This is a genomic window from Brevibacillus sp. FSL K6-6036, from assembly GCF_037964015.1.
Classification (GTDB): Bacteria; Bacillota; Bacilli; order Brevibacillales; family Brevibacillaceae; genus Brevibacillus; species Brevibacillus borstelensis.
Genome location: NZ_CP150173.1, coordinates 3,271,425 through 3,297,109 on the forward strand (window position 1 = coordinate 3,271,425; position 25,685 = coordinate 3,297,109).

Sequence of the window (25,685 nt, forward strand, 5' to 3'; positions counted from 1 at the left end):
AGGCTTTGTTTACGTCGCCGCAAGCAAACCCTTCTCATCTTTCAGAGCATGATTTGCTCTGCAGGAATTAGCACCAGTATCGTCCTGTTAACAGGAAAATTGGTTGCCGGGCATCATCGGGCCAGTCCCTCCGCCTCTCTGGATAAGAAGTTTGCTATTCAATTTGTTGATCCTAATACTAACGGAAATATCGAGTGATTGTCAACAGATATTTCCTCTTCGTTTTCACCCGTTTTCTCTGTTACTCCGCTTTGCGCAGTGCTGTCATCACCTGATTGTCCAGCTTCGCCGCCGCATTTTTATCATATGTTTTTTCATACTGCGGTTCTACGGAGATACGGGAACCGTAGAACATGACATCACGCACCGCCTCAATGGTAACCTCCACCATCGCCAGCTTCAGGGGAACCTCCTCCATCCGCTCACTCTTCAATACAGCCCTTCCGTTAATGGCATAAGAAGAGCCAGCACCAATCAAATGCAGAACCACTTGTGGCTGCTTGGCGATATTGGTCAAGATGCGTGAACGGTTGTCTACCGCAAACCGGATGACTTGCGGCGATGCCGCAAACGTCCAGGAAAGCGAGCTGAGCGATGGCGCCCCAGACTCATGGTCAATGGTGCCCAATGTGATAAACCGCTCCTGCTGCAACAACCCGAACAGTTCCTCCGAAAGCGTTTGGGATACGGTCTCAGCCATTCCGAAGCCTCCTTGTGTAAGTTTTGTACGTCTATTGTACCCGCCAAGGAAGAGATAGGCAAACCTTTCCGGCATGCGCTTGATTCTTCCCCTTTTTTTCCCTACACTGTTACTTAACTGGTAACCATAGGAGACAGGAGGAGAAACCAGATGTCACAAAGCCCCACAGACCGCCTGTTGTCAAAGATTGACCAGCTCCTCGAAGAAATTCAGGAGGCACGCAAATTAAATGACCGGATGGACAAAATCGCCATGTTTTTAGAGGATATCCGTCTGGCAGATGTCATTCAAAATTATACAGCCCCGCGCAAGCTGCTTTGGATCAATTTCCTGGCAGGTCTGGCACGGGGCCTGGGACTGACGATCGGAACAGCCATCGTACTGGCCATTCTCGGTTCCGTCCTGAGCAAATTCCTCTCGATTCCCATCATCGGGGACTACATCAGCCAACTGATGGATTATGTCTCCACCTACCGTCAGCCCTAGTCAAATGGAATGATTGGCAAGCTGCCCGGAGCAGAAAGAAGATTGCCATTCGTGGCCGCTCAAGAATGCAACGGATTAATCGTTGTCGCGATCGTCGTTATCGTCATCGTCATGGCCATGCTTTTTCCAGTAGCCATACGCATTTCCGTTCGGATGCTTTTTGTCTTTGTCCTTCTTTTTCTTATCTTTATCTTTATCGTCATCAACTTCGTTTACTGGCGTACCGTGAGGAATGTCAGCTTGTGCTACGACCTTCCCGTCAACGACTACTTCCAGATGGACGGACTTGGCGCTGTAAGAACGATTTTTGTAAGAGAGCTCCACTTCGAACTCCCCGTCATCGTCTATCTTGACCTCGTGTTTTTTGCCGTCCGGAGCGATTACATACAGCTTCGCTTTTTGGTTTTTGGAGAATCCTGCGATTTCCCCTTCTACTTCAATTTCCTTATCTTTGGCGTCAAGCTTGGCGGTTCCGGTAATTTTGTATTGGGCAGGCTTCGGCGTTTCCGGCTTGGTCGGTTTATCCGGCTTGTTGACAACAAGCAGATCGACGGATTCCGAATCAAGCTTCTTGCCGTCCTTGTACACCTCAATCAATACTTTCCCTTTGTCAGCCTCTACATCCTTCATGGTGACTGAATAGGAGCCGACACCGTCCCACAGCTTTTTCACGCCGGCGCCTCTCTTGTCTCCGTCATAGGTCACGACTACTTTGCCTGCCGTAAGGTTTACAATGCCGTTTACTTTCAATTCACCCTTTTTGCTATCCAAAACAGCCTGCGTATGAATCAAAACATCGGAATCTACAACAGTTCCCGAGTTGATCCGCACTTCGCGGGTATCGACCAGTTTGTCGTTGACGTAAGCTTTCACTGTCGCGTATTGCGGAGTCGCGCTCACAGTGGCCGCAAAGCTCACCGAAAAGCTGTCGTTGGCCGTTGGCACGACTTCGATGCTGTCGCCATTTGGCTTGACAACCACGACTTTGGTTACTTCATCCGTTACTTCACCTTTCAGGTAGGTGGTGCTTTCTTTTGTCTCTGGAGTTAGGCTGACAAAGCCCTGCTCGGTTTCGTCAAAACGTACTTCGAGGTAAATATCGGAATAGTACTCCTTGTAAATCCGGTTCCACTCCGCCTCATTTTGCTCAATGTACGTTTGCATTTTTACGTCGAGATTCAGTTTGTCCACTACAATGTACAAGTGATCTGCCTGCGTTTTCAGCAACAGATTGAGCGTGGCCGGATCGTTTGTTGCCAGCTCTTTCAGATTGTAGCGAGTCACTTGCTTGCCTTCTTCGTTCATGACAACCTTGATCGCACTGCTGCTTCCGGTTGTACTGGCATTGGCCAGCAGCGGCGTTACGCCCCCAATTATCGTAGCGGCAGCCACAACTGCCAGCACGGGCCTGGTCATGTATTTTTTCATTGATGTACTTCCCCTTTCCATGTTTTCCCTCAATGCCCTGGGCACAGTTACAGACGAGGGCAACTTTGGAAAAGTTGCAGAAATAAAAAATAGGGCCCCGCCAAAGCATGCAAGGCGGAGCCATCTTGTTTCAGAACAGTGATTATGATTCATTGTATCGCGGTTCAAGCTCGATTGCCCTCAGCAGGGATTCTGCCTCCTCACGATCGTATCTCCGTTCGACCTTCTCTTGATTGCATAGAACGGAAACCACGTAGCTGTCTTCATTTGCCTCGTAGGTCAGGTTGCTCGCCTGATGATCCTCTTTGAGAATGGCCTCAAAAAAGGCGGCAGTATCAGCGGCGGAGCGATCGTCCGGACGAGCATCCGCAACGATCCTGATCTGCAGCCAATTGGCCAATGCATCCTCACGCTTCACGTGCGCTCCCCCTCACTTTCTGCTGCTTCCTTCCGGCTTGATTCTGACCTTGACGATCACCAGGATGGCAATCGCTACGAGCAGGGCGCTTTTCACAGGCAGCTGCACATCCAGAATGCCAAAGATCAGAGCGCCGATAAAGAGCAGTACGTAAAGCAAAATTGTTTTTAAAATGGGCATTCGCACACGAGTGGCAAATCCCATGTAATAGACAAGTATCAATTGTACAAAAATGATCCACACCCGGTTATGATCAGCCCACATCCGAAAGCTGTCATAAGCCGAAAGTCCCTCCGTTGAAGAAGGAGCATAGGTAGAAACAACCTCAAACCATTCCATCTTTAACCCTCCTGCCCTGCGGCCATACTGCTTCGGGTAAGCGCTCGCAAACCAGCGAATTCTCCCCCGCATTTTCTCTCGTATGTAATGATGTTTCCCAGAGGCTCTTGCACTGGTTTACCCCATCCTTATCACTTTATCAGTTGCCTTGAAACCTGTCAAAATGCTGTGACTGCAGGTTGACAGATTGGCATGCATTCTCGTCCTGTTTTTTTCATACGTTCAATAGAAAAGAAGCGGTCGGGAGGGGTTCGCATGAAGCACGCTCAGGTACAGGCAAGCCTGCAGTTTCTGCAGGAGCGCTTCGGTTATTCTGTCATGCATGATTCTCGGCGAAAGAGCGGGAATGGGGAGATCCGCACAATTATCGCCCAAAACCCGGAGGGAGTTGTACGCATCCTGCAAAGCACCGCACGAAAAGGGTCGGAATCTGTGCAGCAAATCATCTTGTCCGAGGTCGAAATGACGATTATCAAACAGTTGCTTTAGCCGGCAGGCTGGAATGACTCCCCTTTGACGTGGTATAGTGGACGGGATCACAACTCTTTGAAAGAGGTGGAATCCTTGCGTATTTACGACATCCCCGTCACAACCATCGCTGGTGAAGAAACGACACTGGCCCGCTACAAGGGCAACCTGCTTCTGATCGTCAACACTGCCAGTGCTTGCGGGCTGACTCCGCAGTACAAAGGACTGCAGGAATTATATGAGCGCTATCGTGACCGCGGTTTGGTCGTACTTGGTTTTCCGTGCAATCAATTCGGCGCTCAGGAGCCTGGTACGGCTGAAGAAATTTCGGCATTTTGCGATCGAAATTACGGAGTGACTTTTCCCCTGTTTGCCAAAATTGATGTAAACGGACCGAATGCTCATCCCCTGTATCAGTATCTGAAGCAGCACGCCCCCAACGAGGAAAACCAGGACATTGAATGGAATTTTGCCAAATTTCTGGTCGACCGTGAAGGAAACGTCGTCAAGCGGATTGATCCGCGGGTGAAGCCGGAAGAATTGACCGGGCTGATCGAACAGTATTTGCAGTAGGGGCAAACCAGTTCATACACATTGGTCTCGGGTGAATGCCTGCGATGTTTTTTGCCTCTTGGCCGAAGCAATTTCTTGCTGAGAAAATGAAAAAGCCGCCCTTTTACCAGGCGGCTTTTTGCATGGTTACTTTCGTATCCGGACAGTATGTCATGCCAGACAAAATTGCGTTTGCCTCTGCAAATCAAGACTGAGACGCATAGCGTTTTTGCTTCTCGTAGCGTTCGCGCTCCGATTTGGTCAGATACTTTTTACGCAAACGAACGGATTGCGGGGTAACCTCGCACAGTTCGTCGTCATTCAGATATTCCAGCGCCTCTTCGAGCGTCAAGAGACGAGGCGTTTTCATTTTCACGGTATCATCCTTCGTTGCCGAACGGACGTTGGTCGCGTGCTTCTCTTTGCAGACGTTTACGGTCAGATCGTTGTCGCGGTTGTGCTCGCCGACAATCATTCCTTCGTATACCTCGGTACCCGGCTGGATAAACATGATGCCGCGGTCTTCGACGGACATCAGACCGTACGTGGTGGCCGTTCCCGTTTCATTGGAGATCAACACGCCTGCATGGCGTCCGCCAACGCTGCCCGGAACGAGCGGACGGTAGCTGTCAAAGGAGTGGTTCATGATGCCGTATCCGCGTGTGATCGTCAAGAACTCTGTACGGTAGCCGATCAGACCACGGGACGGAATGATGAATTCCAGGCGAACCTGGCCAAAGCCGTTGTTGATCATGTTGACCATTTCAGCTTTGCGTTGGCCAAGCGTTTCCATGACGGAACCGGTGTATTCTTCCGGCACGTCGATAATCAGGCGTTCGGCTGGCTCCATCTTTTGGCCATCGATTTCCCGCACGATTACTTCTGGCTTGGATACGCCCAGCTCAAAGCCTTCACGACGCATGTTTTCAACCAGAATGGACAAGTGTAGCTCACCGCGTCCCGATACGATAAACGCATCCGGAGAATCCGTTTCGTCTACGCGAAGGGATACGTCAGTCTCCAGCTCGGCCATCAGGCGGTCGCGCAGCTTGCGGGAAGTTACGTGTTTGCCTTCGCGTCCGGCAAACGGGCTGTTGTTGACGAGGAATGTCATTTGCAGGGTCGGCTCGTCAATTTTCAGCAGCGGCAATGGATCCGGATGATCTGTATGGCAGACAGTTTCCCCTACGTTGATATCCTCGAGACCGGCGATGGCAACGATATCACCGGCTTTTGCCGTTTTTTGCTCAACACGCTGCAGGCCAGAGAATCCAAACAGCTTTTGCACACGCATCCGTTTAACCGAGCCGTCCCGTTTTACCAGGGCAACGGTGTCATTTACGTTCAGCACACCGCGGTAAATACGGCCAATCCCGATGCGGCCGAGGAAGTCATTGTAGTCCAGCATCGTAACCTGCATCTGCAATGGCTCTTCGGAGTTCGCTTCCGGAGCTGGAATGTGCTCGATGATCGTCTCGTACAGCGGACGAAGGTTTCCTTCCAGTTTGTCCGGCTCCATACCCGCAATCCCTTGCAATCCGGATGCGTATACAATCGGAAACTCCAGTTGATCTTCGGTTGCGTCGAGATCAATAAAGAGGTCGTAAACTTCGTTGATGACTTCTTGCGGACGTGCATTATCACGGTCCACTTTATTGACCACGACGATAGGCGTCACTTTTGCTTCCAGCGCTTTTTTCAATACAAAGCGAGTTTGCGGCATGCATCCTTCAAAAGCATCGACGATCAACAGAACGCCGTCCACCATGCTCATAATCCGTTCTACCTCGCCGCCAAAGTCGGCGTGCCCAGGAGTATCCAGAATGTTGATGGTGTACTCGTTGTACTTAATGGATGTGGTCTTTGCCAGAATGGTAATTCCGCGCTCCCGCTCCAGGTCATTGGAGTCCATCATCCGCTCTTCAACCTGCTGGTTGCTGCGGAATGTACCGGATTGAATCAACAGTTTGTCCACCAATGTCGTTTTACCGTGGTCGACGTGTGCAATAATTGCGATGTTGCGTATGTCAAGACGCTTCATGTAAACCTCCTCTAGTATGCGTACCTTCCATATTAACAGGTAGAGAAAAATGGCACAATGGGGTGTTTTGACATCCAGCCCCTTCCTGAGTATCGAGTGCAATGCGGGCTCATACTAACCGAAGGAGGTGGCTCCCCATGAATAAATGGGCGTATTCTCTTGTTGGCGTAATGGTGCTGGCAACTGTATCCGGGTGTGCAAATGCAGGCACGGATCAAAATAAAGGTACCCAAACAAACAATTTGGCATACCAGCGTCCAGCTAACCTGCAAAACAATGCGCAGCCTAACAACGGCACCGCAAACAATTTCGGAGCAAACAACTACGGTGCCTACAATTATCAAAACGGCTTTACTGCCCAAGGATTTAACCGCGATGTCGCAGATCGTTTGGCGCAAGCAGCAGACAATGTTCCCGGGGTTGAAGGAGCAACGGCAGCCGTGTACGGGAACGATTGCATTATCGGCGTCAGGACCCGTTTTGGCGCTCAAGATATGCAGCAAAGGCAAGCCATCGAACGCCAGGTTCACTCTGCTGCGCGGGCTGCCGCACCAAATCTCAACATCCGCGTCACTTCAGATGACAACATGTACAGCAGGGTGCAAAACATCAGCAACACCGTGACGAACGGCCTGGCGAACACCACCAATGCCGTTACCTCCGGGCCGAATACGGTAACCGGAAATCTGGCAAACGCCGCAAACGATTTTACCGTATTGCTGCGGGATGTCGGCCGTACGATAACCGCTCCGTTCCGTTAAACCCGGGCAATTTTTGACACAAAAGAGGTGCGGACATATTCCGCACCTCTTGGCTTTTTCCAATCGTTACTTGCTTGCCACCTGGGCCGGTTTCATTTCCGGTTCAACCACTTGCAATTCGCCTGTACCGCGAACCAGTTTCTTTGCGTACACTTTTTCTGGCCGCAATACAGAAACCAGGTAATCAATGGCAACTTGCGGGTCTACGGTCTCACCGCAGGTGTAGCAATCCAGAGCCGCAAATCCACGCTCTGGGTAGGTATGAATAGACAGATGGCTTTCCGAGAGAAGAACCAGAACGGTAGCCCCTTGAGGAGAAAACTGCTTGGCTTGCACACTGAGTACAGTGGCACCACAGCTTTCAGCAGCTTCAATCATTTCCTTCTTCAAAAATTCTGCGTCGTTCAACAAGTCAAACTGAACTCCCCATGTGTCAACGGCAACGTGTCTTCCGAAAGTCGAGTATTCCATCTTTCGGTTCCCCCTTCCTAGCAAGTGTAATGTTAAACATCGCTAGGACCTGCGTCATTCACTAACGGGGGCGGTTTCCCTCTTGTTATCCACCCTTTAAAGTGAATCCTGGTTCCTAATCCTGTTTCCAACGAAAACAAACATACCATGCTTCGGCCTAGTTGACAATACTTTTTATGAAAGAAAATCATGGGAAACAAAAAATGGGCGCCGCAGCACCCATTTCATGCAGAAAATCTTCAGTTTTCTCAGGCTTCCAGTTCAAACAAACGACGTGACAATGCGCACAAACGAAGGTCGATCATGCCAAGTTTTTCCGGGGCAGCATGCTTCGCCCAGTTACGCAAGTCCAGCCATCTATCCGTCTCTTGCCGGATCGAGTCAATCTCACACTCGCTTCCCGTCTGCCGGAACAGCTCTTCCAGTTCCTTTGCGGCATGAGGGGCGGTATTTTCAAAAATGGACACTTCCTCGTCGCCGGAAACCTCCTGGATGCTTACGACAGAACCTTCGTCGTAATGATAGACGACTGTAAATCCGTCATAAATCCGATGGACGATCCCGTGGCCTCGAAACGTTTTCATTGCTTTCCGCATGGCATTAGCCAGATGCATATCTCTAATGAGGTAGGAACTTTCACAGGAATACCGGTTGCCCAAGCGGTGGAATGTCAACTGAATCGCACCGCTCTTGTCCGTCAACAAAACGTCCCGATCGCCGTTTTCACAAATTTTCACTTCGACAGAAATGTGCTCATTGGTGAAGAGAGAGACGAATCGGTTCAACTCTTCTTCGTTCATCGTAAAATAGGCCTTGGCGTAGTTTGTTGCTAAACGCTGTGCCATAAATATCTCCTCAATTCTTTTGGTTTACCTGGATCGTTTGGACGAAAACGGTTGCCAAATGAGGAGATACGCTAGGTGTCAACGAAGGAACGTTGTAGAACCTGGCCTTGCCCCGCGAATCGAAAATCGATTTGGGTATTGAAGGCGGATCACCTACTTTTCGTATTTAAAGCCAACCTTGACTCCTTTATTATACTACAGAGGCAGTAAAAAGTCTTGAGCGAAAAGCGGATGAATTTTCGCAAAAAAGCCGAATATCCGTTGAATTTTATCCTGACACAAGAAGAACTCACCTATTCTGCCGGATACTCGCTAATTTTCCTGTTTTATTTCCGTTCCAGAAGGGCTTCCAGCTATTTGATTCATTGCTTTTCTGATCGCTGTCTGCTCTTCTTCTGACAAATGGTAAGGCGAGCTGCCCTGTTCGACCGGCTTTGCGTAGACCCGGGACTCCATGCGGCTGAAAATACTGGTAACAACCACACCATTCTGGGAATCGTCGATGATTGCCAAGGAAAAGCTGAGGTCATTGCCGATGTCATCAAACGCATTGTAGCGGACAACCCCGACATTTCCGCACTGTCCGGCAATGCGCTGTGACAGGCGATTGAGCAAAAACTGCTGATCCGTTTGCCGTTTTTTCACATCATCCATCTCGTCAAAGAGACGATGCATGCCTTCCTCCAAATTAGCCCCATTTGTACCGCTCAGCAAGCGATTTAACGATTTGCGAAGACGGTTGATACGAACCGACTGCATGATCAGGAGCAAAAACAACAAGAGGATGAGCCCGAGGGTGGCCAGGAGCAAGAACGGCGTGTTTTCAGCAAGCGATAGGAGATCTACCATGTAACATTTTCTTCCTTTCTAGTGGCGCAAGGGGCCCAAAAATCCTACTCTATTGTACATCTGTTGCCTGGGCCAATTCAAATGAAAAGACGAACATTACGATCAAAAAGATGCCCAGGAGCAAAAACCAAAAAAAGCGACACTCTCGATATGAGATGCCGCTTTTTTCATTCCCTATTCACATGTGCGACCTTCATCGTTTTTGTTCTTTCCTCCACTCATGCACGCATCTTTCGCATGCTTTCGTGTAATCGCAAAGCTGTTAACGTTTCACTGGCCTGCATCTTAGGTTGGCTTTCCCTATGCTTCCAGCAGCAGCATTTCCTTGCGGAGCTGCTTCAAGCGTTCGGTCGATCTGCGAATCTGAGCCGTATCCTTGGCATGCAAAGCATCGTACAGGGTAGCCAACTCATAATCGAGTTCCAAACGCAAAACCGGTATTCGTTCCTCTGCATCACGACGTTTGAGGGCGGCAATCACCTGATCCATGGTTACACTGCAAGCTTTTTCGTAGATCACTTTTTTCTCAGCTCCTTTTATCTCCACGATTCTGACGGCTTCTCCATACCGAATGTGCTTTATGAGCAACCCGCTTTCATGGAGCATTTTTACAACGACATGTCCTTTTGCCTTCTGGATAAAGCGGTAGAGTATCAAGGCCACCCGGGTGTCACGGACTGAACAATCAGGTTGCTGCCATCTGTAGACACCGTTGACGCGTTGAAGTCTCCATTCTGCTCTGCCGTCCTGGGTGCACACGAGTAAATGAAAGTGCTCCTTGGTTTCCTTCCAAGTGACAGTTGCTCCTGCATTGACCAGAAACTGCAGCATCGCATACAAGGTTTTTCGGTCAAACCAGACAGACAAATTGCAATACTCCAATTCCTTCCCGTCTTGCATCAGATCCCTCCCATTCACAGAATACTCAGTAAATAGAACTGCTTACGGGAGTGAGTGGTATATCATATTATTCTGTTGCAGCTTTTGCTATTCGTTTCCCTGCATGTTTTTTCCTAAAATCTTATGTTATTATATGGGGGGTTCTGAGCTCTTTTGACAAAGACACTTGCCTGTTTCCCAGCGGGCTGCTTGCTACAGATCGTGCTATGAGAGGTGGTCGTGATGACGAATTCTTTTACCGGTTTTCATCAGAATGATTTTGATGTGTTTGCCATTGAGGGATTGGACAACAGAATGGAAGGGATCAAGGAGCTGATCCGGCCCAAGCTGGAGACCCTCGGACAACATTTCGCTCCGTCTCTCTCGCTGGCAACTGGCGAAGAGATGTTTTACCATGTCGCCAAGCACGCGCGCAGAACAGTAAACCCGCCAAAAGATACATGGGTTGCCTGGGCTGGCGACAAACGCGGATACAAGAAACACCCTCACTTTCAGGTAGGCTTGTGGGGCACTCATCTGTTTGTCTGGTATGCAGTGATTTACGAATCTCCCTTCAAGGAGGAGATCAGCCGGTCCATGAAGGAACACCTGGAGGAAATCCTCGAAATGGTACCTGACGACTTTCGCTGGTCCCCCGATCACATGCAGCCGGGCAGCACTCCTCAAGCAGTGTTGGGATGTGAAGGCGTACTGCAACTGATCGACAGACTGCAACAAGTGAAAAAGGCAGAAATTTTGTGCGGCATCAATATCGATCGCCATGATCCTGTCCTTGCGGATGGAGACAAACTGCTTTCAAAGCTCGACGCTACCTTTTCTGTCCTGACCAAGCTGTACAATCTGAGCAAGCTGCGTACAACGGGACTCGCTTGATGAGGATGTAGTTTAGGTATATGCAGAAGAACAGGTCCGCTTTCTCTAAAAAAGCGGTTTCCTGTTCTTTTGCTTTTCGGACACATAATCGGGTGCGACCGGGAACACTAAGGAAAACCACTAGGAACGACCTGCACTGTTGTTGAGAAAAGCCAGCTTGCCTTGTATATCTTGAAACATTCGGTCAAACAGTTCTTGTACACTCGGGACATCGTCAATCAATCCGATCACTTGCCCTGCCCATCCGAAGCCCTCCTGCTCGTTTCCTTCGTGGATAAACAAGCGGTTTCGCTCACCGCTGATGTACGGCTTCAAATGCTCATAGTCCGAACTGCTTTTTTCCATTTCCAAAATGAGATCTGACCCGGGTGTTCTGACTACCCTCGCAGGAGTCCCCAACGTCCGTTTGATTACTTGGGTGTCGTGCTCTGTGCTTCTGATCAAAGCATTCTTGTAGGCAGGATGAGCATGGACGCACTCTTTGGTCGCGATAAACCGGGTCCCCATCTCTACGCCCTCTGCTCCTAAAGCGAGAGCGGCCAAAATTCCTCTGCCGTCTCCGATCCCTCCGCTGGCAAGTACAGGGATACGCACCGAATCAACGACGCGCGGGATCAGTACAAACGTGCCGATGTCATCTCTGCCCAGGTGCCCGCCGCCCTCCTGACCTACGGCCATGACCGCATCTGCGCCGATCGATTCTGCCTTTTGCGCCTGACGGACTGAGGCGACAAGCACGAGCTTTTTCACATCGAGGCCGTCCGTTCGGCGAATGAGCGGCTCGGGATTTCCTCCGGTTATGGAAATGACCCGGACCCCCTCTTCCAAAGCGGCCTCCAGCATGTGTTCATATGGGCGACCATGCTGGCCAATGGCAAAGTTCACACCAAACGGCTTGTCAGTCAAGGCCTTGGTTTTCCGAATTTCTTCACGCAAAGCCTCCGGAGAGGGAAGAGACATTGCTGTTACCTGTCCCAGACCGCCGGCATTGGAGACGGCAGCCGCCAATTCGGCATACGCCAGATAAGCCAGCCCGCCTTGTACGACCGGGTACTGGATCTGCAGCAGCTCAGTCACTCTTGTTTTCATAAGCGTCACCTCTCTCACTCACTTCTCGGCCAAAAGGGAGAACTCCTGCCGCCACAGATAAATATCAAAAAAATGAACTTGCTTTCCCCCCCCTTTTTGCTATACTCAATTTGTTTGTTTTTTACCCTTTTATTCTTGTTGCAAAGTGAGGCGATCATATGAGACAAAAGAGTACTCCTCTGTTTAGCGGGTTGTTGGAGCACGCCCGAAGAAATCCTATTCAATTTCACATCCCTGGTCATAAAAAGGGCATGGGCATGCACCCGACATTCCGTGAATTCATCGGGGAAAACGCTCTCTCGATTGACCTCATCAATATTGCTCCTCTGGATGACTTGCACCATCCCAAGGCAATGATCAAGGAAGCCCAGGATCTGGCAGCCGAAGCTTTCGGAGCTGACCATACCTTTTTTTCCGTTCAGGGAACGAGCGGCGCGATCATGGCCATGATTATGGCCACTTGCAATCCGGGAGACAAAATTATCGTCCCGCGGAACGTTCACAAATCAGTCATGGCGGCGATCATTTTTGCCGGAGCGACTCCGATTTTTATCCATCCTGTGATGGACGAGCGTTTGGGGATATCTCACGGGATTACTGTAAAAGCTGTTCAAAAAGCGCTGGAGCAGCATCCCGATGCGGCTGCTCTCCTCGTCATCAACCCGACATACTTCGGCTTTGCGGGCGATCTCAGAGAAATCGTACGTACTGCGCATAACTATGAAATTCCCGTATTGGTGGATGAAGCACACGGTGTCCACATTCATTTTCATGAAGAGCTTCCGATTTCCGCGATGCAAGCCGGTGCCGACATGGCAGCGACCAGCGTTCACAAGCTGGGAGGCTCCTTGACCCAGACCTCTATCCTGAATGTTCGCGAAGGCCTGGTCGATGTCGATCGCGTCAAGACCGTCATGAGCATGCTGACGACGACTTCGACCTCTTATATCCTGCTCGCATCTCTGGACATGGCGAGGCAGCACCTGGCCATTAACGGTCGGATGTTGACCGAGCAAGCGATGCAGATGGCCAACAAAGCCAGAGAGATGATTAACGAGATCCCGCGGATTCACTGCGTCGGTCGGGAAATTCTCGGTACGCCTGCGACTTTTGCCATGGACCCGACCAAGCTCTTGATTCACGTTCGCGATCTGGGGATTACTGGCTGGGAAGTGGAGAACTGGCTCCGTTCGAAGTACAACATCGAGGTCGAAATGAGCGATTTGTACAATGTCCTCTGCTTTGTTACCGCTGGCGATACAGAGGAATCGATTCGCACTCTGGTGAATGCGCTGAGGGAACTGTCTGTGGAATTTGCTCATGTGCAGGCAGAAGAAAAGCCGACCATTTCGCTGCCGAACATCCCGGTCCTGTCCATGACGCCGCGCGATGCCTTTTACGCAGAGACGGAGACTGTTCCCTTGGCGGAAGCGGCAGGTAGGGTAATCACCGAATTTATCATGGTTTATCCTCCCGGTATTCCGATCTTTTTGCCCGGAGAGGTGATTACAGAGGAAAACATCGCCTACATCAAGGAGAACATTCGTGTCGGCCTTCCTGTTCAAGGCCCTGAGGACGAGTCACTGAAAACGGTCAAGGTCGTAAAACGTCAAACAGCTATCTCTGGATAACCTACAAAATGCCGGCTCTACGCGAGTCGGCTTTTTTTGTCTCGAAGGTCAATTCGGAAGAGGCCATTCGCGTTTTGTATGTAGTCAGCATTTGATATGATAGGGAAAAGTGGGTATAGATGGAGGAAACCATTATGCCGGATTGGTCGTATCACACGATGTTTCGCCCCTTATTGTTTACACTGCCCGCAGAGCGGTCACGCCATTTGACCTTGACCGCTATCGGCACATTGGCAAAATGCCCGGGCGGTCCCTCACTCATCGAACTGATGGGACATATGGAGCCTCCCGCCGAGCTTTCGAGAAAGCATTGGGGTATCTCCTTTCCCACTCCGATTGGCTTGGGGGCCGGGCTCGATACCGATGCCCGGGGGCTATCCGCCCTTTCCCAATTCGGCTTCGGCTATATAGAACTGGGTCCCGTCACCCGCAATCCCGTTGATGAATCCGGCGGCATCGAGCGGTTATTGGCAGACGAGTCTATCTCGTATCCAGCTCCCTTGGCTAACATGGGGGCGGCAAAGCTGGCCGAGCGGCTTGAGCGCTGCGGACATCGCTCGCTTCCATTGGCTTGCCGGCTGTCATTCGCCCCTGGGTCCTCTCCGCTTGAAGCGGCTCAGGAGCGCATTGAAATGATTGAACAGCTATCGCCTTACTGCGGATTCTTTACGCTTGATACACGTCAACAGCTTTTGGATGGGTGGGATGAGACTGCATGGAACCTGCATCTCTCTTTGCTCGCAGAGGCAACAAAGGCCCCGCTGCTTCTGGTACTGTCACCGGACTTGCCCAAGGTCGAGGCCGAGTGCTTGCTATTGCCGGCGATTCGCGCGGGGATAAAAGGTGTTGCAATCGCCGGTGGCATTTCCCCATCATCTGCTTTTGGCAAAACATCGATCCCGCAGTCTGAAGCCAAAGACACAAAGCCGCCGCAAGAGCTGTCCCCACGCCGCTTGACAGGGGGCATAACAAGGGAAAAGAGCATCCAGATGGTTCAGTGGATTCGAAAAAGTTACCCGAATCTTTTTATGATCGGTTCCGGCGGCGTGATCGAGCCAGACGATGCTCTGGCTTTATTCGCGGCAGGCGCCGATTTTGTGCAGCTTCACAGCGGACTGATTTATTCCGGTCCTGGCCTGCCAAAACGAATCAATGAAGCCATTTGGCAAAGCAATCATCCTCTTCGGACTGCTGAACTTTCTGCCGACAGCAAGTTGTCCGAGCCGGATTCACCAACCGTCGAGAGCCATCGTGCTCCTCGGAAATTCACCGGGCAGTTCACTGGATGGTTCTCTGGCTCGCTGCTGGGGATCGGCATGGTGATCGGGGGATTACTCGCACTCCTGGTAGCATTGACAACTGTCGTACTTCCCTATGATGAAGCCTTCCTGGGCATGAGAGCGTCCGAGCTCCAGGCTCTCAACCCGCAAATTCTCCCTTTCATGTCCCATGACAGGGTTAGTCTGGCGGGTACAATGATTTCGATTGGCGTGATTTATTTCCAGCTTTCCCGATTCGGCCTTAGCCGGCAGCTTCATTGGGCTAAGCAGGTCTTGCTCGTTTCCGGCTCAGTTGGCTTTCTCAGCTTCTTTCTCTACATTGGCTACGGTTATTTTGATATTCTGCATGCTGTATTGTCTCTGTCGCTGTTCCCGTTTTTCCTGTTGGCCATAAGGCAACCTGCAAACAAACAGCTCTCTCCTCTGCCCGCCCAAGTCAAAAATGACCGTGACTGGCGCCGCTCACTGTGGGGACAATTGTTCTTTGTGATTATCGGCTGCGGGTTGACCGGAGCTGGACTGATTATCTCCATCATCGGGATTACCGGTGTGTTTGTCCCACAGGATCTGGCCTTTCTTTGTGCTACGCCCGAGGTTTTGCAGGCCTATAATGAGAAGCTGATCCCCGTGATCGCCCATGATCGGGCCGGATTTGGCGGTGCCCTGTTGTCAGTCGGAATCGCGGTGCTGTTGATCAGCTTGTGGGCATTCAGACAGGGAGAGTCCTGGGTCTGGTGGACGCTGTTTCTGGGAGGTCTGCCTGGATTCGCATCCGGGATTGGCATTCATTTCGCAGTTGGATATACGGACTTTATTCATTTGATCCCTGCGTATGTGGCTGCCCTTCTCTTCCTGGTGGCATTAATGCTCACATACCCCTACTTTTGTCTGAGGAAAAGCTGACTAAAAAAACACGACTTCTTCTATTGGCGAGAGCAAAAAAAACAGGCGTTGAGGCACTTACCCCAACGCCTGATTTATTATACATTAGTTAAACACACGGATGACTACTGTATCGTAGTCCGAGTCGTTCAACATGGTTAAGAATAATTTATAGTCATCTAATGCAACCTCGACAGGCAGACGCTTCTCTTTGCTTGTGCCTGTATTGAATACGAAGTACATTTTATCGAGATCACCGCTGGTAAAAATCTTCAGGAGAGTATTGTCATCCAATGCCTTCATGAAGTTGTAATCTTTGTAATCTACCGGCTGCTCGCCACCGTTGTCATCGTCGTCGTCATCATCACGCGGGCTGGCGAATTCACTCGTGTAAACAGCTGGTGTAGAGCCTCGGTTGTCAATCCAGACAAGTCGGTTCCCGCCCATGCGCGGCTGCTCAATATCAGCATCCTCCGACCAAATTTCATCCAGATAGGAATCATCCTCTATGTCGTATAACTCAAAGGCGTAGTCAGTGTCTTTTTTGCTATTGCGATTATCCAGGAAGAACACAACATCACGCGAGGCTTGCGGTTCGATCTGGTCTTTTTCTGTCCAACGGGCTGCCAGATTGGTGCGCTCGCGGTCAATGTCGTAATAGTACAAGTCATACGATCTTGTCGAATTGGAGTATTCGCTCCAGACGACAAATTCGTCACCAAGGCTTGCTCCTTTGATTTTTACGTCAGTGCGGATATCCTCATCCCGTCCGCGGTCGATATCGTACAAGACAACGGTGCTATCACCGGAGCGTGATTCTTTTACCCACATCGCATAGTTTTCATTGACATCCAAATAAAGAGGTTCATCATTAAGCGTTTCGAGTTCTTCGTAATCACCTGTAGACAGGTCGGTCAGGATCACATCATAACGACGGCCCTCGTTTACCCACAGCAGGTTTTTCCCTTCCAGCTCGTACAGGCTCTCATGTGGCGTATCGTCTTCGTCAACAGCTCTGCTCAGCTTGCCAGTCCGTATGTTGTAGACCATCAGCGTTTCCTCATCGTCGTCATACCAGACTACATAAGGACTGCTGACAAGCGGACGGTTTGGCTCGGAGTCAGATTTGCTGATCACCTTGCTCGTTTTCGTTTTCAGATCGTGCAAAACAACGCTAGAAGATTTCTTCGACTCGTTTATGTAGACGATATATCTGTCATCGCCATCCGGCTCTGTTGGTTCGCCGGCAGTTCCGCCGATCTGGACCAAGTCCTCTTCATCTGTATCATAGATATAGAGACTCAGGTTGTCATCGCGATCTCTCTTGGTGAAAATGACATAATCGCCGGCCATGCGAGGCGGAATTTTGTCATAAACGTCTCTGGCAATATCGTCTATGTCCTTTGGTCTGTCGACATCGCCAAAGTACAGGGTCCCATCGTTAATGAAGATGAAGTTGTCATCGTAGATCTGCGGCACTTTATCGTCTTCAGAATCAGTCGTCAATCGTTTATCCCGAGTGGTCCCCAACACGTGGAGGTATACATCGGTATCACTGCCGTTGTCATTCTCGTAAACGATTTGATCCATGGAGATCGACGGCTTGGTCTGATCGCCTTTTTCTTCAACAGCCGCGTATTCGCGACCCTTTTTAATGTCGTAGTAGTAGATATCGGCATTTTTATTTCTTCTGTCTTCCCAAGCAACGTAATTGCCGGAAACAGTCGGGTTGCTCGCTCGACCGCTGGTAGAAACACGCTTTGCTTCCCCTGCCTTGATATCGTAGAGGTAGATGTTGTCGTCTGAACTATCTGTCCACACGATCATATTGTCCGCAAGATCCAGTTGAGACGGTTTGGCGTCTCCATTCGTAATCCGGGTTTCCTTTTTTCGGTCAATATCGTAGAGGTAGACATCGTCTCCTCCGTGGCGGTCGTCAATCCAGGCAACATACTTGCCGTCCACCACCGGATTTTTCTTTCCAGAGGACTTGTCCCCAATTTTGGTTTCGGATTGATCATCGATGTCATACAGAGTAATGGTGTTTTCATTCTTCAACATCCACACGGCATAATCGGTAGAAATGTCAAAGCCTACACGGGCAATATAAGGCTGACTTGCATCGACTCGGATTTCATTTGCGGCGAAAGCCGATGTACCGCCCCAGAGGGAAGATGTCAGCAAGACAGCCGCCATCAGTCCCCGGATGCGTCCTCGCTTCATGAAACAATTCCTCCTCTTACAACTATTTTCTCTCTTTCCCATTATCCTTCATTCGCCAATCATTGTCAAAAAAAAACAGACGCTTTCGACAAGCGTCCGTGTTCTATCTATTTCGCCTTATTTCTGTTTCGTCGCTTCCGCGTGCTTGCATTCGCCTTTGCACATGCCATACAGCGTCTTTACCTGATTGCTCTCAAAATGCTCGATGATCGACTCACAGCTTTGGCAAATAATAGTCCCCATATTGCGCAAACCCCTCCGACTCTCATATTGCTGTCGCACAAGCATGTCATATATCCTACACGCCAGCAAAAAGATGATGCTCATTCATGATCGTACCTTTATATTAATACGTCATAATGGAGGAGTCAATCGAAAAAATACACATTTTAACCTCTATTAGTATGTCACATTTCTAGTCCGTGCTGCTTCATCCACTCTACGATACAGCAGAGCACATCTTCCCGCTCCGGCTCATTCAAAAGCTCGTGACGCATTCCGGGGAAGCGCCGGAATACAGCTTTTTCCGGCAAATCAGCCGCAAATCGCTCCACGGCATCCGCGTCGACCAGCAGATCATCACCGGCCTGCAGCACAAGAGTCGGCAACAAAAGGCTGCCTCGTTCCTCCCAAGCTTCCCCCATCGCTCGATGTAGCTCCTGGTACCAGCGCACGCTTACTTTTGGATACTGCCATGGGTCTGTTATGTAAGCCTTTTGCACCTCCGGGTCGCGCGTAACCATCTCGGGCGTTATCCCGCTCGCCATTCGCAGTGTAGGCCAGCTCTTATCCAACCAAACAGCCAGCCTGGCCTTCCACTGTGGAACCGGCACCTTCAGTTGGAGACATGGAGACGTGAGAATCAGTCCGGCGAGTCGTTTTCGCTCCGCAAAGCGCTCGATGAGGCGCACCGCGACAAGGCCGCCCATGCTGTGCCCAAAAACGAATACCGGGTATTTCTGTCCTGCTTTTTGCAAGGCCGTCTCTACCCACGCCCCAGCCGCGTCCAAATACTGCGAAAAGCTGTCGATATGCCCTTTCCTGCCCGCAGACCGGCCCCACCCTGGCAGATCCCCTGTCACTACTTCGACTCCGAACCGATTTAACTCGTCAGCGACATGTTGATATCTGCCATGATGCTCGCCTGTTCCGTGGATCAGCACCATCGCTGCACGAGGCTTTTCTACAGACCATGTATGGGAAAACCACTCCATTTTGCTCCCTCCTCTTCTCCAAGAATAGCATGTGACAAGGCAATTGTATGAAAGCGCCATCTCTTCTGGAAGGCAATGATTGCATCTCACCGCACAAAAAAATGAGCAGAAGCGAACTTCTGCTCATCCGTTAATACTGGTTTTCTTCGAAGGGCAACGATGGCAAATGCTCCTGGAAAAAGTGGGAGAGCATTTCTGCTTCATCTGAACAATCCAAGCGGAAGATTTTCTTCAGGTACTCCGGGTTTACGGCATCCTCTGAACCGAGAAGGGTAGATTGCCCAGTCTGCATACAGATGACCAACGGCTTTCCATAAAACTTGTTCGTATAGACGATTCCGAAGTCGTGGCGAGTCCGTTCTGTGACAAAACCGAAAAAACGAACCTGTGCATTCTCGGCGACGTCGTACAAATGGTCATAGCGTTCCATCAGCAATCCCTCCTCCAAGTGTAATGATCCGAGCATTGTTTAAATATTCGGATTCTTTATTAGTGTAACACAATCTCCGCTCAATTTCCAGTTTACATTTCAACCTGCCAAATATTGGGCGAAGTCAGATGATCATGGATTGCCGATTGGGTACCCGGTCTTCTCCTTCCTGAATCCACCGGACCTTTTCCGATCCGTGCAGCGACTGCGCGACAAAAGACAGACACTCAAAAAAGAGCTCGACAACAGCTGTACTGTACCTCTCTTCCAGCTTCTCCAACGCATAGGTGAGACGGAAAATCGAAGGGACCCGCTGCCTGCTTGTCTCGATCACTTCTCTGCCCTTGCGCGTCGGATAGACATGGACAACCCGGCCATCCAGCTCTGACTTTTCGATGTAGACCATCTCTTTTTCCACCAGCTTTTTGATGTGGATCACAATGGAAGACGGATGCCAGAAGGTCCACTCCGCGATTTGCGTTACGCGCACGCCTTCGTAGCAATAAATGATCCATAGAATATTCAGTTGTACGGAGGAGTCCAGCTCCGCTTCTTTTGCCGCTCGCTCCCAATCTTCCTTGTTGACCACATCTATGGCGCGCATCGTATTTAATGCTTCATAGACATTTCGAATGGAAACCTCCTGCATGGTATCTTCCCTCCACAATCCATTTGTCGTTCTCTAGTGCTGTAACGCGCTGCAAATGGTATATACATTTTACACTTTTCTGAAAAAACTCGCAATTGTTTTCCCCCTGGGAATGATTCATTGCCAAAGAGTGGCAGGAATGCTACACTTAACGCAGGAGATTCCCGGGACTAGGAGTGAATGCAAACGTGAATCTGCAGTCGGCCTACATATATTTAGTGGATGGCTCTACAGCCACTGAAGCATCTCTGGATGAAGTCAAAGCAAAATTGCTGCGCTACGTCGACATGACCAAAAAAACCGGTGAACAACTCGGCTGGTCCTACGCCGATGCCGCTTTCCCTTATGTCATCGATGAACGCCCCGAGGGCAAGGATTCCTGGCTGCTGCTTCGCGGCAAAGATCCGAGCACTCACAAGGCGATTATCATCGGAGTTGGCAAACGAGAGAAAAATGGTAAAGAACATTCTTACATTCAAGTTTCCCTGCCGGACTCTGCAACACATGGCGACAAGAGCAAGGCAAATGAATTTTGCCGTTATCTTGCACGCAATTTTAAAGCAGAGCTGCACCTCTTTAACAACCGCATCCAATATTTCCAGCCGCGCAAGCCATAAAGCGCCTGGAGCAGCAGCAGCCGGCATTTCCCGGCTGTTTTTTATTTTCTGGCTGTTTTTGTCCACATTTGCCGCTCTTTCTAAAAGGAGAGACAGCAGCCTTCCCCGCTCTGCTTGTTTTCTCATAAAAATAGAGCACAACCCTTCTTTTGGGAGGAATGCCCGATGGACCAACAAGTGTTTATCCATTTTGTAGCCGGGCCAGCCCGCCAATCTTATCTGACGCATCGCATCTTCCCCTCGATCACGATTGCCCAGGCCATTCTGGAATCCGGCTGGGGCAAGCACGTTCCAACCGATGCCGCAACCGGCCGCTACTCCTATAATTTGTTCGGGATCAAAGGAAGCGGACCAGCCGGTTCTGTCACGGTCAACTCCCGGGAGGTGGAAAATGGCCAGACGGTTATTCGCCCCTCTGCCTTCAAAGCCTACTATTCCTATCAACAGTCCATCGATGACCACGCTTCGTTTTTGCTTCGGCCCGCGTATAAGCGTGTCATCCTCGCATCCACTCCCACCGAAGCCGCACAGGAGCTGCAAAAAGCGGGCTACGCAACGGATCCGGCGTACGCCGAAAAATTGACCAACCTGATACGCACCTACCATTTGACACAGTACGATCAATTTGCCCCCGAAGAGAAGTCCGTCCCCGAGTGGAAGCAGGAGCTGGGGCTGCGCGCATTAAAAGAAGGCTTGATCACCTCACCGGAATGGCTCGGAAAGCTGGATGAACCGATGCCGGCCTGGGCTGTATTCGCTGTCGCTCTGCGCCTTTTGGACAAACAGAGAAATATCCCTTAGCGAATGCAAAAAAAGGCTCTCCCAAAGGAGAGCCTTGCCTTATGCGTACGTTGATCAAATCAGTTGAGATCGCGACAGCGAATAAAATCTGCCATCAACCATCCGAATCCCCAGATCAACACAGTATCTCAGTCCCTGTGTCACTCCATAAAGAATCCATTCTGAAGACCGGTGGTTAATATCAAAGTCTGTATACAGATCTGTGCCGTCATTACGAATCTCGTTGCGGTCCGTCACATCGAAGAGGCGGAGTACAAATGGCAGTTCGGCAAATGGAATCGCGAATTTTCGCTCGACTTCCTGCTCAAACTCTTTTGTCATTTGCCATTCGGCCAAGATCGAATGCTCATCTTGCCAGGCAATGGTTATACTCGGGCCGTCAATGTCGGTGGATGACCGCGGGGGATTTGTCTCCATTCGCTCCCATCGTTCCTTTCTCTCATGTACTTGCTTGCGGATTATGAAAAAACTTGTGTTTTGTAATCATTATACCACGTTAACAAGTCATGTGGAAACGCATCCAAGCCAGATAATTTTATCTGCCCACGGAAAAACTGTTTTCCCCTACTGTTACATACTGATCAAACTTTTCGGTTTTCATCTGCACCTGCACTTTGTAGGTCCCGTACTGCTCAAGCTTGGTGGAGACAAACGGTTCCGAGAAGTAGAAGCTGTTTCCGTTTTGAGTTGAGAATTTCCAGACTTTACTTTGCTCCACTTCTTTTCCATCCGGTCCAATCAATACTACTTGCATGCGCAAATCCTTTGCCGAAGGGGCTTCGTCTACTTCGACAAAGACGTTAAACGTGCGAGGGACATCCTTGTCGCTGTACCCTTTGATCGGGTTGCTGAAGACGACATTTTTATTGCGGCTTTGCTGAACTCCCTCAAGAACAAGCACATTCACATTAGGCTTGATAATTTCCATTTTGCCCGAGCGCTGATCGTACTCTGTGAATCCACCCAAGCGATTCACCAATTCTTCCATGGAAGAAGCCGTAGACCCGGGCAGATCGCTTACAATGCGCTCGCCGCTCAGAAAAATGCGCATTGCGCCTTCGCCCAAGGCCGTACTCCCTACACCTGCAACCGTCAGCACCAACAGGGCAGACAACCACCTTTTTTTCATGACTCAATCCTCCAGTATCGTTGCGCTTCAGCGCTTGTTTTCCTCAGTGTTTCTTTCCATATTCTTATACGCCCAAGCAAGCAAATAGTTGTGGTGCCCCGCGAAGTTTTTTCTGCGATATCCACAAAATCCACATCATCCACAGCTATGGCCTGCTTGGCGGGAATAGGCACGTCACATCATGTCCAAACAATAGAAAAACGACCCCCAAGAGGTCGTTTTCCTGCTTTTATCCACATGTTTTATCCGGTCATGCCTGCTGATCGGAGAGCCATGTAAAATATCGGGTCACTACGTCGATGGCGACTTCAATCGCCTGCTCATCCGGCTCGATCTTGGAGTGGTGAAGTCCATAAGGGGTATCCGCTCCCAGCCAGAACAGGAATCCGGGAATTTCGGTCAAGAAAAAGCCAAAATCCTCACCGGTCATCGCTTCCGCGCAGTGTACAAGGGTGACGTCGGGCAGATTTCCCCTCACCCAGTCCATAAACTGAAGGGTCATTTCCTCGTGATTGTACACCTGAGCATAGCCGCAGCCGTAATCGATCTCGGCCTTGCACTCGAATCCCGCTTCCACCCCTTTGACCAGGGCTTCAATCCGGTCCTTCACCCGGGTCATGGAATCGGTGGAAAACGTCCGGATCGTCCCTTCCAGTCTTGCCTTCTCCGCGATGATGTTCTGCCGCGTACCTCCCTCAATCTTCCCGACCGTAATGACAGCCGAATCCAGCGGATCAATATTGCGGGAGATGACCGACTGCAGCTGGGTCACCAGATGGCTTGCCGCGACTACCATGTCGTTTGCCTTATGCGGAAATGCCGCGTGTCCGCCTTTTCCGACCAGATCAATCATCAATTCGGATGTGTTGGCAAACAGAATGCCTGGCTTTGTCGCGATATGGCCTACGGGATACTCTGGAGCGATGTGCAGGGCAAAAATGCAATCCGGCCGCCATTCTCCAAACTCCTCGCTCTCCATCATCGGCTTGGCTCCGCCAGGTCCTTCTTCTGCAGGCTGGAAGATAAAGAGGAGATCGTCGTCAATGGGATGATGGACGAAATGCGTCAGAATGCCGAGGCCAATCGCCATGTGCATATCGTGTCCGCATGCGTGCATATACCCTTCGTGCCTGGAGCGGAATGGATAGGAGGTCTCTTCCGTGATGGGAAGCCCGTCCATGTCCGCGCGCCAGGCGATCGTTCTTTTCGGATTGCGGCCTGCCACTTTTACGAGAATGCCTGTCTTCCATGTCTTGAGCTCAAACCGCTCTGCAGGGAGCTGCTCCAGATAATCGAGCAGGTAACGCTGTGTCTTGAACTCCGCGAACCCGGGCTCGGGAATTTGATGCAGATCTCTGCGGATACGGACAAACGTCGAAACACTCACGCTGCTACGCCTCCTTTCCGGCCGCCAACTGGCTCATTTCGCGGGTGAAGGCTTCCATAAAACGATCGACATCTCCGCGGGTCAGCGTAAGCGGCGGGAGCAAACGGACAATGGTTTTTTGCGTAACATCGACCAAAATCCCCTCCTCCAGCAAATTTTGCTGAAGCCGGCTTACTTCCTCCGGTGAAACCGAGAGCGGGATTCCCACCATCATTCCCTTTCCGCGAAGCGATTGCAGCTGCTCAGGAAAGGCTGCCCGCAGATCTTCCAAACGATCCCACAGGTATTGCGTCACATCCTGCAATTGACTTTGGAACGCTGCGTCCAACAGTTCGTCCAGAACTGCATTCCCCAAGGCGGCAGAGAGCGGTGACGGCGCAAACGTGGTGCCGTGATCACCCGGCTTGAACAAGTCTTGCAGTTTTTCGCCTGCGATGACACCCCCGAGCGGAAGCCCGCCCCCTACTCCTTTGGCAAAAAGAATGAGGTCCGGTGTCACAGCAGCGTGTTGAAAAGCGAATAATTTGCCTGTCCGTCCCATTCCTGTCTGAATCTCATCCATTGCAAACAAAGTGCCTGTCGCCTGGCAGATCGCCGCCACTTCCTGCAAATAGCTTTCAGCCAGAGGGACGACACCGCCCGAGCCCAGCACCGGCTCCATCAAAACGGCAGCAGGACGGCGTTCCTCACAGACAGCGCGAAGCTGATCAATGTCTCCTGCCTTCAGCTCATAGACCGGAAAATCGGGCTGAGGAAAATCCTGATAGACGTGAGGCTGTCTGGTCAGGCGAAGAGCTCCCAATGTCCGGCCGTGAAAGCTGTTGGACAGAACCACGATGCCTGAGCGTCCCGTACCTTCGGCAGCCGTCCATTTGTGAATCAGCTTGATAGCCGCCTCGGTCGCTTCTGCTCCGGAATTGGTAAAGAAGACTTTCCCCGGGATGGTATGCTCGATCAGCCTCTGCGCCAGCTTGATCGCAGGGGGATTGAGGAAAATATTGGAGATGTGCAAAAATTGCTCCCCTTGCTCCCGCAGGGCCTGAATAATCCGCGGGTGAGAGTGGCCGAGCACGTTTACGGCAAGTCCGGTAAACAAATCGAGATATCCCTTGCCATTCGTGTCGTAGAGGTAATTTCCCTCGCCCTTGGCGATAGCGATCGGCAGTCTTTTGTACGTAGAGACGATGTATTGTTGATCAAGCGAACGCCAGTCCATGCCTAC

Annotated in this window: 28 protein-coding genes and 1 riboswitch; of the genes, 9 read left to right on the forward strand and 19 right to left on the reverse strand. The window is 50.6% G+C overall.

Annotated features, from left to right (window positions below; translation table 11 throughout):
• Positions 1 to 31: 31 nt before the first annotated feature.
• Positions 32 to 149, reverse strand: a riboswitch (SAM riboswitch).
• 92 nt (positions 150 to 241) lie between these two features.
• Positions 242 to 700 (reverse strand): pyridoxamine 5'-phosphate oxidase family protein, encoded by a 459-nt coding sequence (locus NST37_RS16420; protein ID WP_024984000.1) that lies wholly within the window; start codon positions 698 to 700, stop codon positions 242 to 244.
• Between the two features lie 150 nt (positions 701 to 850).
• Here NST37_RS16420 and NST37_RS16425 point away from each other — a divergent pair, with 150 nt between their 5' ends.
• Entirely contained in the window at positions 851 to 1,186 is a 336-nt protein-coding gene (locus NST37_RS16425; protein ID WP_003386306.1) for a DUF5665 domain-containing protein, read from the forward strand.
• Positions 1,187 to 1,261: 75 nt separating this feature from the next.
• Here NST37_RS16425 and NST37_RS16430 read toward each other — a convergent pair whose 3' ends face one another.
• The 3 genes from NST37_RS16430 to NST37_RS16440 form a co-directional block, all read right to left on the reverse strand.
• Positions 1,262 to 2,614: a fucose-binding lectin II gene (locus tag NST37_RS16430; protein ID WP_251246958.1), complete on the reverse strand. Its 1,353-nt coding sequence runs from the start codon at positions 2,612 to 2,614 to the stop codon at positions 1,262 to 1,264.
• A 142-nt stretch (positions 2,615 to 2,756) separates the two neighbouring features.
• Positions 2,757 to 3,032, reverse strand: a complete 276-nt coding sequence (locus tag NST37_RS16435) for a hypothetical protein (protein WP_003386308.1) — start codon at positions 3,030 to 3,032, stop codon at positions 2,757 to 2,759.
• A 12-nt stretch (positions 3,033 to 3,044) separates the two neighbouring features.
• Positions 3,045 to 3,371 (reverse strand): YlaH-like family protein, encoded by a 327-nt coding sequence (locus NST37_RS16440; RefSeq protein ID WP_003386309.1) that lies wholly within the window; start codon positions 3,369 to 3,371, stop codon positions 3,045 to 3,047.
• Between the two features lie 255 nt (positions 3,372 to 3,626).
• Here NST37_RS16440 and NST37_RS16445 point away from each other — a divergent pair, with 255 nt between their 5' ends.
• Positions 3,627 to 3,860, forward strand: a complete 234-nt coding sequence (locus NST37_RS16445) for a hypothetical protein (RefSeq protein WP_003386310.1) — start codon at positions 3,627 to 3,629, stop codon at positions 3,858 to 3,860.
• 75 nt (positions 3,861 to 3,935) lie between these two features.
• Positions 3,936 to 4,412, forward strand: coding sequence for a glutathione peroxidase (locus NST37_RS16450; protein WP_031932800.1), 477 nt, complete (start codon positions 3,936 to 3,938; stop codon positions 4,410 to 4,412).
• A gap of 184 nt (positions 4,413 to 4,596) precedes the next feature.
• Here the strand turns inward: NST37_RS16450 and typA are convergent, their stop codons facing one another.
• Entirely contained in the window at positions 4,597 to 6,432 is a 1,836-nt protein-coding gene (typA, locus tag NST37_RS16455; protein WP_003386312.1) for a translational GTPase TypA, read from the reverse strand.
• A 137-nt stretch (positions 6,433 to 6,569) separates the two neighbouring features.
• Between typA and NST37_RS16460 the strand changes: the two genes are divergently transcribed.
• Positions 6,570 to 7,193, forward strand: a complete 624-nt coding sequence (locus NST37_RS16460) for a YhcN/YlaJ family sporulation lipoprotein (protein WP_003386314.1) — start codon at positions 6,570 to 6,572, stop codon at positions 7,191 to 7,193.
• Positions 7,194 to 7,259: 66 nt separating this feature from the next.
• On the opposite strand, the gene speD is transcribed toward NST37_RS16460, so the two are convergent.
• The 4 genes from speD to NST37_RS16480 all read right to left on the reverse strand — a co-directional run bounded on the left by speD (position 7,260) and on the right by NST37_RS16480 (position 10,258).
• On the reverse strand, positions 7,260 to 7,664 hold the full coding sequence (gene speD / locus NST37_RS16465) for an adenosylmethionine decarboxylase (RefSeq protein WP_003386315.1): 405 nt from the start codon (positions 7,662 to 7,664) through the stop codon (positions 7,260 to 7,262).
• Between the two features lie 248 nt (positions 7,665 to 7,912).
• Positions 7,913 to 8,509 carry a hypothetical protein gene (locus NST37_RS16470; RefSeq protein ID WP_003386316.1) on the reverse strand — a complete coding sequence of 199 codons (597 nt, stop codon included), beginning with the start codon at positions 8,507 to 8,509 and terminating at the stop codon, positions 7,913 to 7,915.
• Positions 8,510 to 8,821: 312 nt separating this feature from the next.
• Positions 8,822 to 9,358 carry a DUF4446 family protein gene (locus NST37_RS16475; RefSeq protein ID WP_003386317.1) on the reverse strand — a complete coding sequence of 179 codons (537 nt, stop codon included), beginning with the start codon at positions 9,356 to 9,358 and terminating at the stop codon, positions 8,822 to 8,824.
• A gap of 300 nt (positions 9,359 to 9,658) precedes the next feature.
• Complete coding sequence (locus NST37_RS16480; protein ID WP_003386318.1) at positions 9,659 to 10,258, reverse strand: hypothetical protein; 600 nt, start codon at positions 10,256 to 10,258, stop codon at positions 9,659 to 9,661.
• A 222-nt stretch (positions 10,259 to 10,480) separates the two neighbouring features.
• On the opposite strand from NST37_RS16480, the gene NST37_RS16485 reads away from it, so the two are divergent.
• Positions 10,481 to 11,131: a DUF1054 domain-containing protein gene (locus NST37_RS16485; protein ID WP_327956061.1), complete on the forward strand. Its 651-nt coding sequence runs from the start codon at positions 10,481 to 10,483 to the stop codon at positions 11,129 to 11,131.
• A 120-nt stretch (positions 11,132 to 11,251) separates the two neighbouring features.
• On the opposite strand, the gene NST37_RS16490 is transcribed toward NST37_RS16485, so the two are convergent.
• Positions 11,252 to 12,220, reverse strand: coding sequence for a nitronate monooxygenase (locus NST37_RS16490; protein WP_339185572.1), 969 nt, complete (start codon positions 12,218 to 12,220; stop codon positions 11,252 to 11,254).
• 158 nt (positions 12,221 to 12,378) lie between these two features.
• Here NST37_RS16490 and NST37_RS16495 point away from each other — a divergent pair, with 158 nt between their 5' ends.
• Both NST37_RS16495 and NST37_RS16500 read left to right on the forward strand, forming a co-directional pair.
• Complete coding sequence (locus NST37_RS16495) at positions 12,379 to 13,851, forward strand: aminotransferase class I/II-fold pyridoxal phosphate-dependent enzyme (RefSeq protein ID WP_003386323.1); 1,473 nt, start codon at positions 12,379 to 12,381, stop codon at positions 13,849 to 13,851.
• 134 nt (positions 13,852 to 13,985) lie between these two features.
• Complete coding sequence (locus tag NST37_RS16500) at positions 13,986 to 16,034, forward strand: dihydroorotate dehydrogenase (RefSeq protein WP_031932796.1); 2,049 nt, start codon at positions 13,986 to 13,988, stop codon at positions 16,032 to 16,034.
• Between the two features lie 84 nt (positions 16,035 to 16,118).
• Here the strand turns inward: NST37_RS16500 and NST37_RS16505 are convergent, their stop codons facing one another.
• The 5 genes from NST37_RS16505 to NST37_RS16525 all read right to left on the reverse strand — a co-directional run bounded on the left by NST37_RS16505 (position 16,119) and on the right by NST37_RS16525 (position 20,529).
• Entirely contained in the window at positions 16,119 to 18,236 is a 2,118-nt protein-coding gene (locus NST37_RS16505) for a hypothetical protein (protein ID WP_031932795.1), read from the reverse strand.
• A gap of 117 nt (positions 18,237 to 18,353) precedes the next feature.
• Positions 18,354 to 18,479, reverse strand: coding sequence for a GapA-binding peptide SR1P (locus tag NST37_RS16510; protein WP_003386327.1), 126 nt, complete (start codon positions 18,477 to 18,479; stop codon positions 18,354 to 18,356).
• Positions 18,480 to 18,643: 164 nt separating this feature from the next.
• A complete protein-coding gene (locus NST37_RS16515; RefSeq protein WP_031932794.1) occupies positions 18,644 to 19,450 on the reverse strand; it encodes an alpha/beta hydrolase in 807 nt (268 codons plus the stop codon).
• Between the two features lie 130 nt (positions 19,451 to 19,580).
• Positions 19,581 to 19,880 carry a DUF3055 domain-containing protein gene (locus NST37_RS16520; RefSeq protein ID WP_003386329.1) on the reverse strand — a complete coding sequence of 100 codons (300 nt, stop codon included), beginning with the start codon at positions 19,878 to 19,880 and terminating at the stop codon, positions 19,581 to 19,583.
• Between the two features lie 124 nt (positions 19,881 to 20,004).
• Positions 20,005 to 20,529 carry a MarR family transcriptional regulator gene (locus tag NST37_RS16525; RefSeq protein WP_003386330.1) on the reverse strand — a complete coding sequence of 175 codons (525 nt, stop codon included), beginning with the start codon at positions 20,527 to 20,529 and terminating at the stop codon, positions 20,005 to 20,007.
• 188 nt (positions 20,530 to 20,717) lie between these two features.
• On the opposite strand from NST37_RS16525, the gene NST37_RS16530 reads away from it, so the two are divergent.
• On the forward strand, positions 20,718 to 21,146 hold the full coding sequence (locus NST37_RS16530; RefSeq protein WP_003386331.1) for a DUF1885 family protein: 429 nt from the start codon (positions 20,718 to 20,720) through the stop codon (positions 21,144 to 21,146).
• Between the two features lie 165 nt (positions 21,147 to 21,311).
• Positions 21,312 to 21,947 (forward strand): glucosaminidase domain-containing protein, encoded by a 636-nt coding sequence (locus NST37_RS16535; protein WP_003386332.1) that lies wholly within the window; start codon positions 21,312 to 21,314, stop codon positions 21,945 to 21,947.
• A gap of 54 nt (positions 21,948 to 22,001) precedes the next feature.
• Here NST37_RS16535 and NST37_RS16540 read toward each other — a convergent pair whose 3' ends face one another.
• The 4 genes from NST37_RS16540 to NST37_RS16555 all read right to left on the reverse strand — a co-directional run bounded on the left by NST37_RS16540 (position 22,002) and on the right by NST37_RS16555 (position 25,679).
• On the reverse strand, positions 22,002 to 22,364 hold the full coding sequence (locus NST37_RS16540; RefSeq protein ID WP_003386333.1) for a DUF4912 domain-containing protein: 363 nt from the start codon (positions 22,362 to 22,364) through the stop codon (positions 22,002 to 22,004).
• 118 nt (positions 22,365 to 22,482) lie between these two features.
• The gene (locus tag NST37_RS16545; protein ID WP_003386334.1) at positions 22,483 to 23,076 is read right to left on the reverse strand and encodes a hypothetical protein; all 594 of its coding nucleotides are present in this window, start codon (positions 23,074 to 23,076) and stop codon (positions 22,483 to 22,485) included.
• Positions 23,077 to 23,326: 250 nt separating this feature from the next.
• Positions 23,327 to 24,463 carry an N-acetyldiaminopimelate deacetylase gene (locus tag NST37_RS16550; RefSeq protein WP_003386335.1) on the reverse strand — a complete coding sequence of 379 codons (1,137 nt, stop codon included), beginning with the start codon at positions 24,461 to 24,463 and terminating at the stop codon, positions 23,327 to 23,329.
• Between the two features lie 4 nt (positions 24,464 to 24,467).
• The gene (locus NST37_RS16555) at positions 24,468 to 25,679 is read right to left on the reverse strand and encodes an acetylornithine transaminase (RefSeq protein WP_003386336.1); all 1,212 of its coding nucleotides are present in this window, start codon (positions 25,677 to 25,679) and stop codon (positions 24,468 to 24,470) included.
• Positions 25,680 to 25,685: the final 6 nt, after the last annotated feature.

Coding starts and splice junctions, on each gene's coding strand:
- NST37_RS16420 (WP_024984000.1), bottom strand. CDS start 700: ATGGCTGAGACCGTATCCCAAACGCTTTCGGAGGAACTGTTCGGGTTG.
- NST37_RS16425 (WP_003386306.1), top strand. CDS start 851: ATGTCACAAAGCCCCACAGACCGCCTGTTGTCAAAGATTGACCAGCTC.
- NST37_RS16430 (WP_251246958.1), bottom strand. CDS start 2,614: ATGAAAAAATACATGACCAGGCCCGTGCTGGCAGTTGTGGCTGCCGCT.
- NST37_RS16440 (WP_003386309.1), bottom strand. CDS start 3,371: ATGGAATGGTTTGAGGTTGTTTCTACCTATGCTCCTTCTTCAACGGAG.
- NST37_RS16445 (WP_003386310.1), top strand. CDS start 3,627: ATGAAGCACGCTCAGGTACAGGCAAGCCTGCAGTTTCTGCAGGAGCGC.
- typA (WP_003386312.1), bottom strand. CDS start 6,432: ATGAAGCGTCTTGACATACGCAACATCGCAATTATTGCACACGTCGAC.
- NST37_RS16460 (WP_003386314.1), top strand. CDS start 6,570: ATGAATAAATGGGCGTATTCTCTTGTTGGCGTAATGGTGCTGGCAACT.
- speD (WP_003386315.1), bottom strand. CDS start 7,664: ATGGAATACTCGACTTTCGGAAGACACGTTGCCGTTGACACATGGGGA.
- NST37_RS16470 (WP_003386316.1), bottom strand. CDS start 8,509: ATGGCACAGCGTTTAGCAACAAACTACGCCAAGGCCTATTTTACGATG.
- NST37_RS16475 (WP_003386317.1), bottom strand. CDS start 9,358: ATGGTAGATCTCCTATCGCTTGCTGAAAACACGCCGTTCTTGCTCCTG.
- NST37_RS16480 (WP_003386318.1), bottom strand. CDS start 10,258: ATGCAAGACGGGAAGGAATTGGAGTATTGCAATTTGTCTGTCTGGTTT.
- NST37_RS16485 (WP_327956061.1), top strand. CDS start 10,481: ATGACGAATTCTTTTACCGGTTTTCATCAGAATGATTTTGATGTGTTT.
- NST37_RS16490 (WP_339185572.1), bottom strand. CDS start 12,220: ATGAAAACAAGAGTGACTGAGCTGCTGCAGATCCAGTACCCGGTCGTA.
- NST37_RS16495 (WP_003386323.1), top strand. CDS start 12,379: ATGAGACAAAAGAGTACTCCTCTGTTTAGCGGGTTGTTGGAGCACGCC.
- NST37_RS16500 (WP_031932796.1), top strand. CDS start 13,986: ATGCCGGATTGGTCGTATCACACGATGTTTCGCCCCTTATTGTTTACA.
- NST37_RS16505 (WP_031932795.1), bottom strand. CDS start 18,236: ATGAAGCGAGGACGCATCCGGGGACTGATGGCGGCTGTCTTGCTGACA.
- NST37_RS16510 (WP_003386327.1), bottom strand. CDS start 18,479: ATGGGGACTATTATTTGCCAAAGCTGTGAGTCGATCATCGAGCATTTT.
- NST37_RS16515 (WP_031932794.1), bottom strand. CDS start 19,450: ATGGAGTGGTTTTCCCATACATGGTCTGTAGAAAAGCCTCGTGCAGCG.
- NST37_RS16520 (WP_003386329.1), bottom strand. CDS start 19,880: ATGGAACGCTATGACCATTTGTACGACGTCGCCGAGAATGCACAGGTT.
- NST37_RS16525 (WP_003386330.1), bottom strand. CDS start 20,529: ATGCAGGAGGTTTCCATTCGAAATGTCTATGAAGCATTAAATACGATG.
- NST37_RS16535 (WP_003386332.1), top strand. CDS start 21,312: ATGGACCAACAAGTGTTTATCCATTTTGTAGCCGGGCCAGCCCGCCAA.
- NST37_RS16540 (WP_003386333.1), bottom strand. CDS start 22,364: ATGGAGACAAATCCCCCGCGGTCATCCACCGACATTGACGGCCCGAGT.
- NST37_RS16545 (WP_003386334.1), bottom strand. CDS start 23,076: ATGAAAAAAAGGTGGTTGTCTGCCCTGTTGGTGCTGACGGTTGCAGGT.
- NST37_RS16555 (WP_003386336.1), bottom strand. CDS start 25,679: ATGGACTGGCGTTCGCTTGATCAACAATACATCGTCTCTACGTACAAA.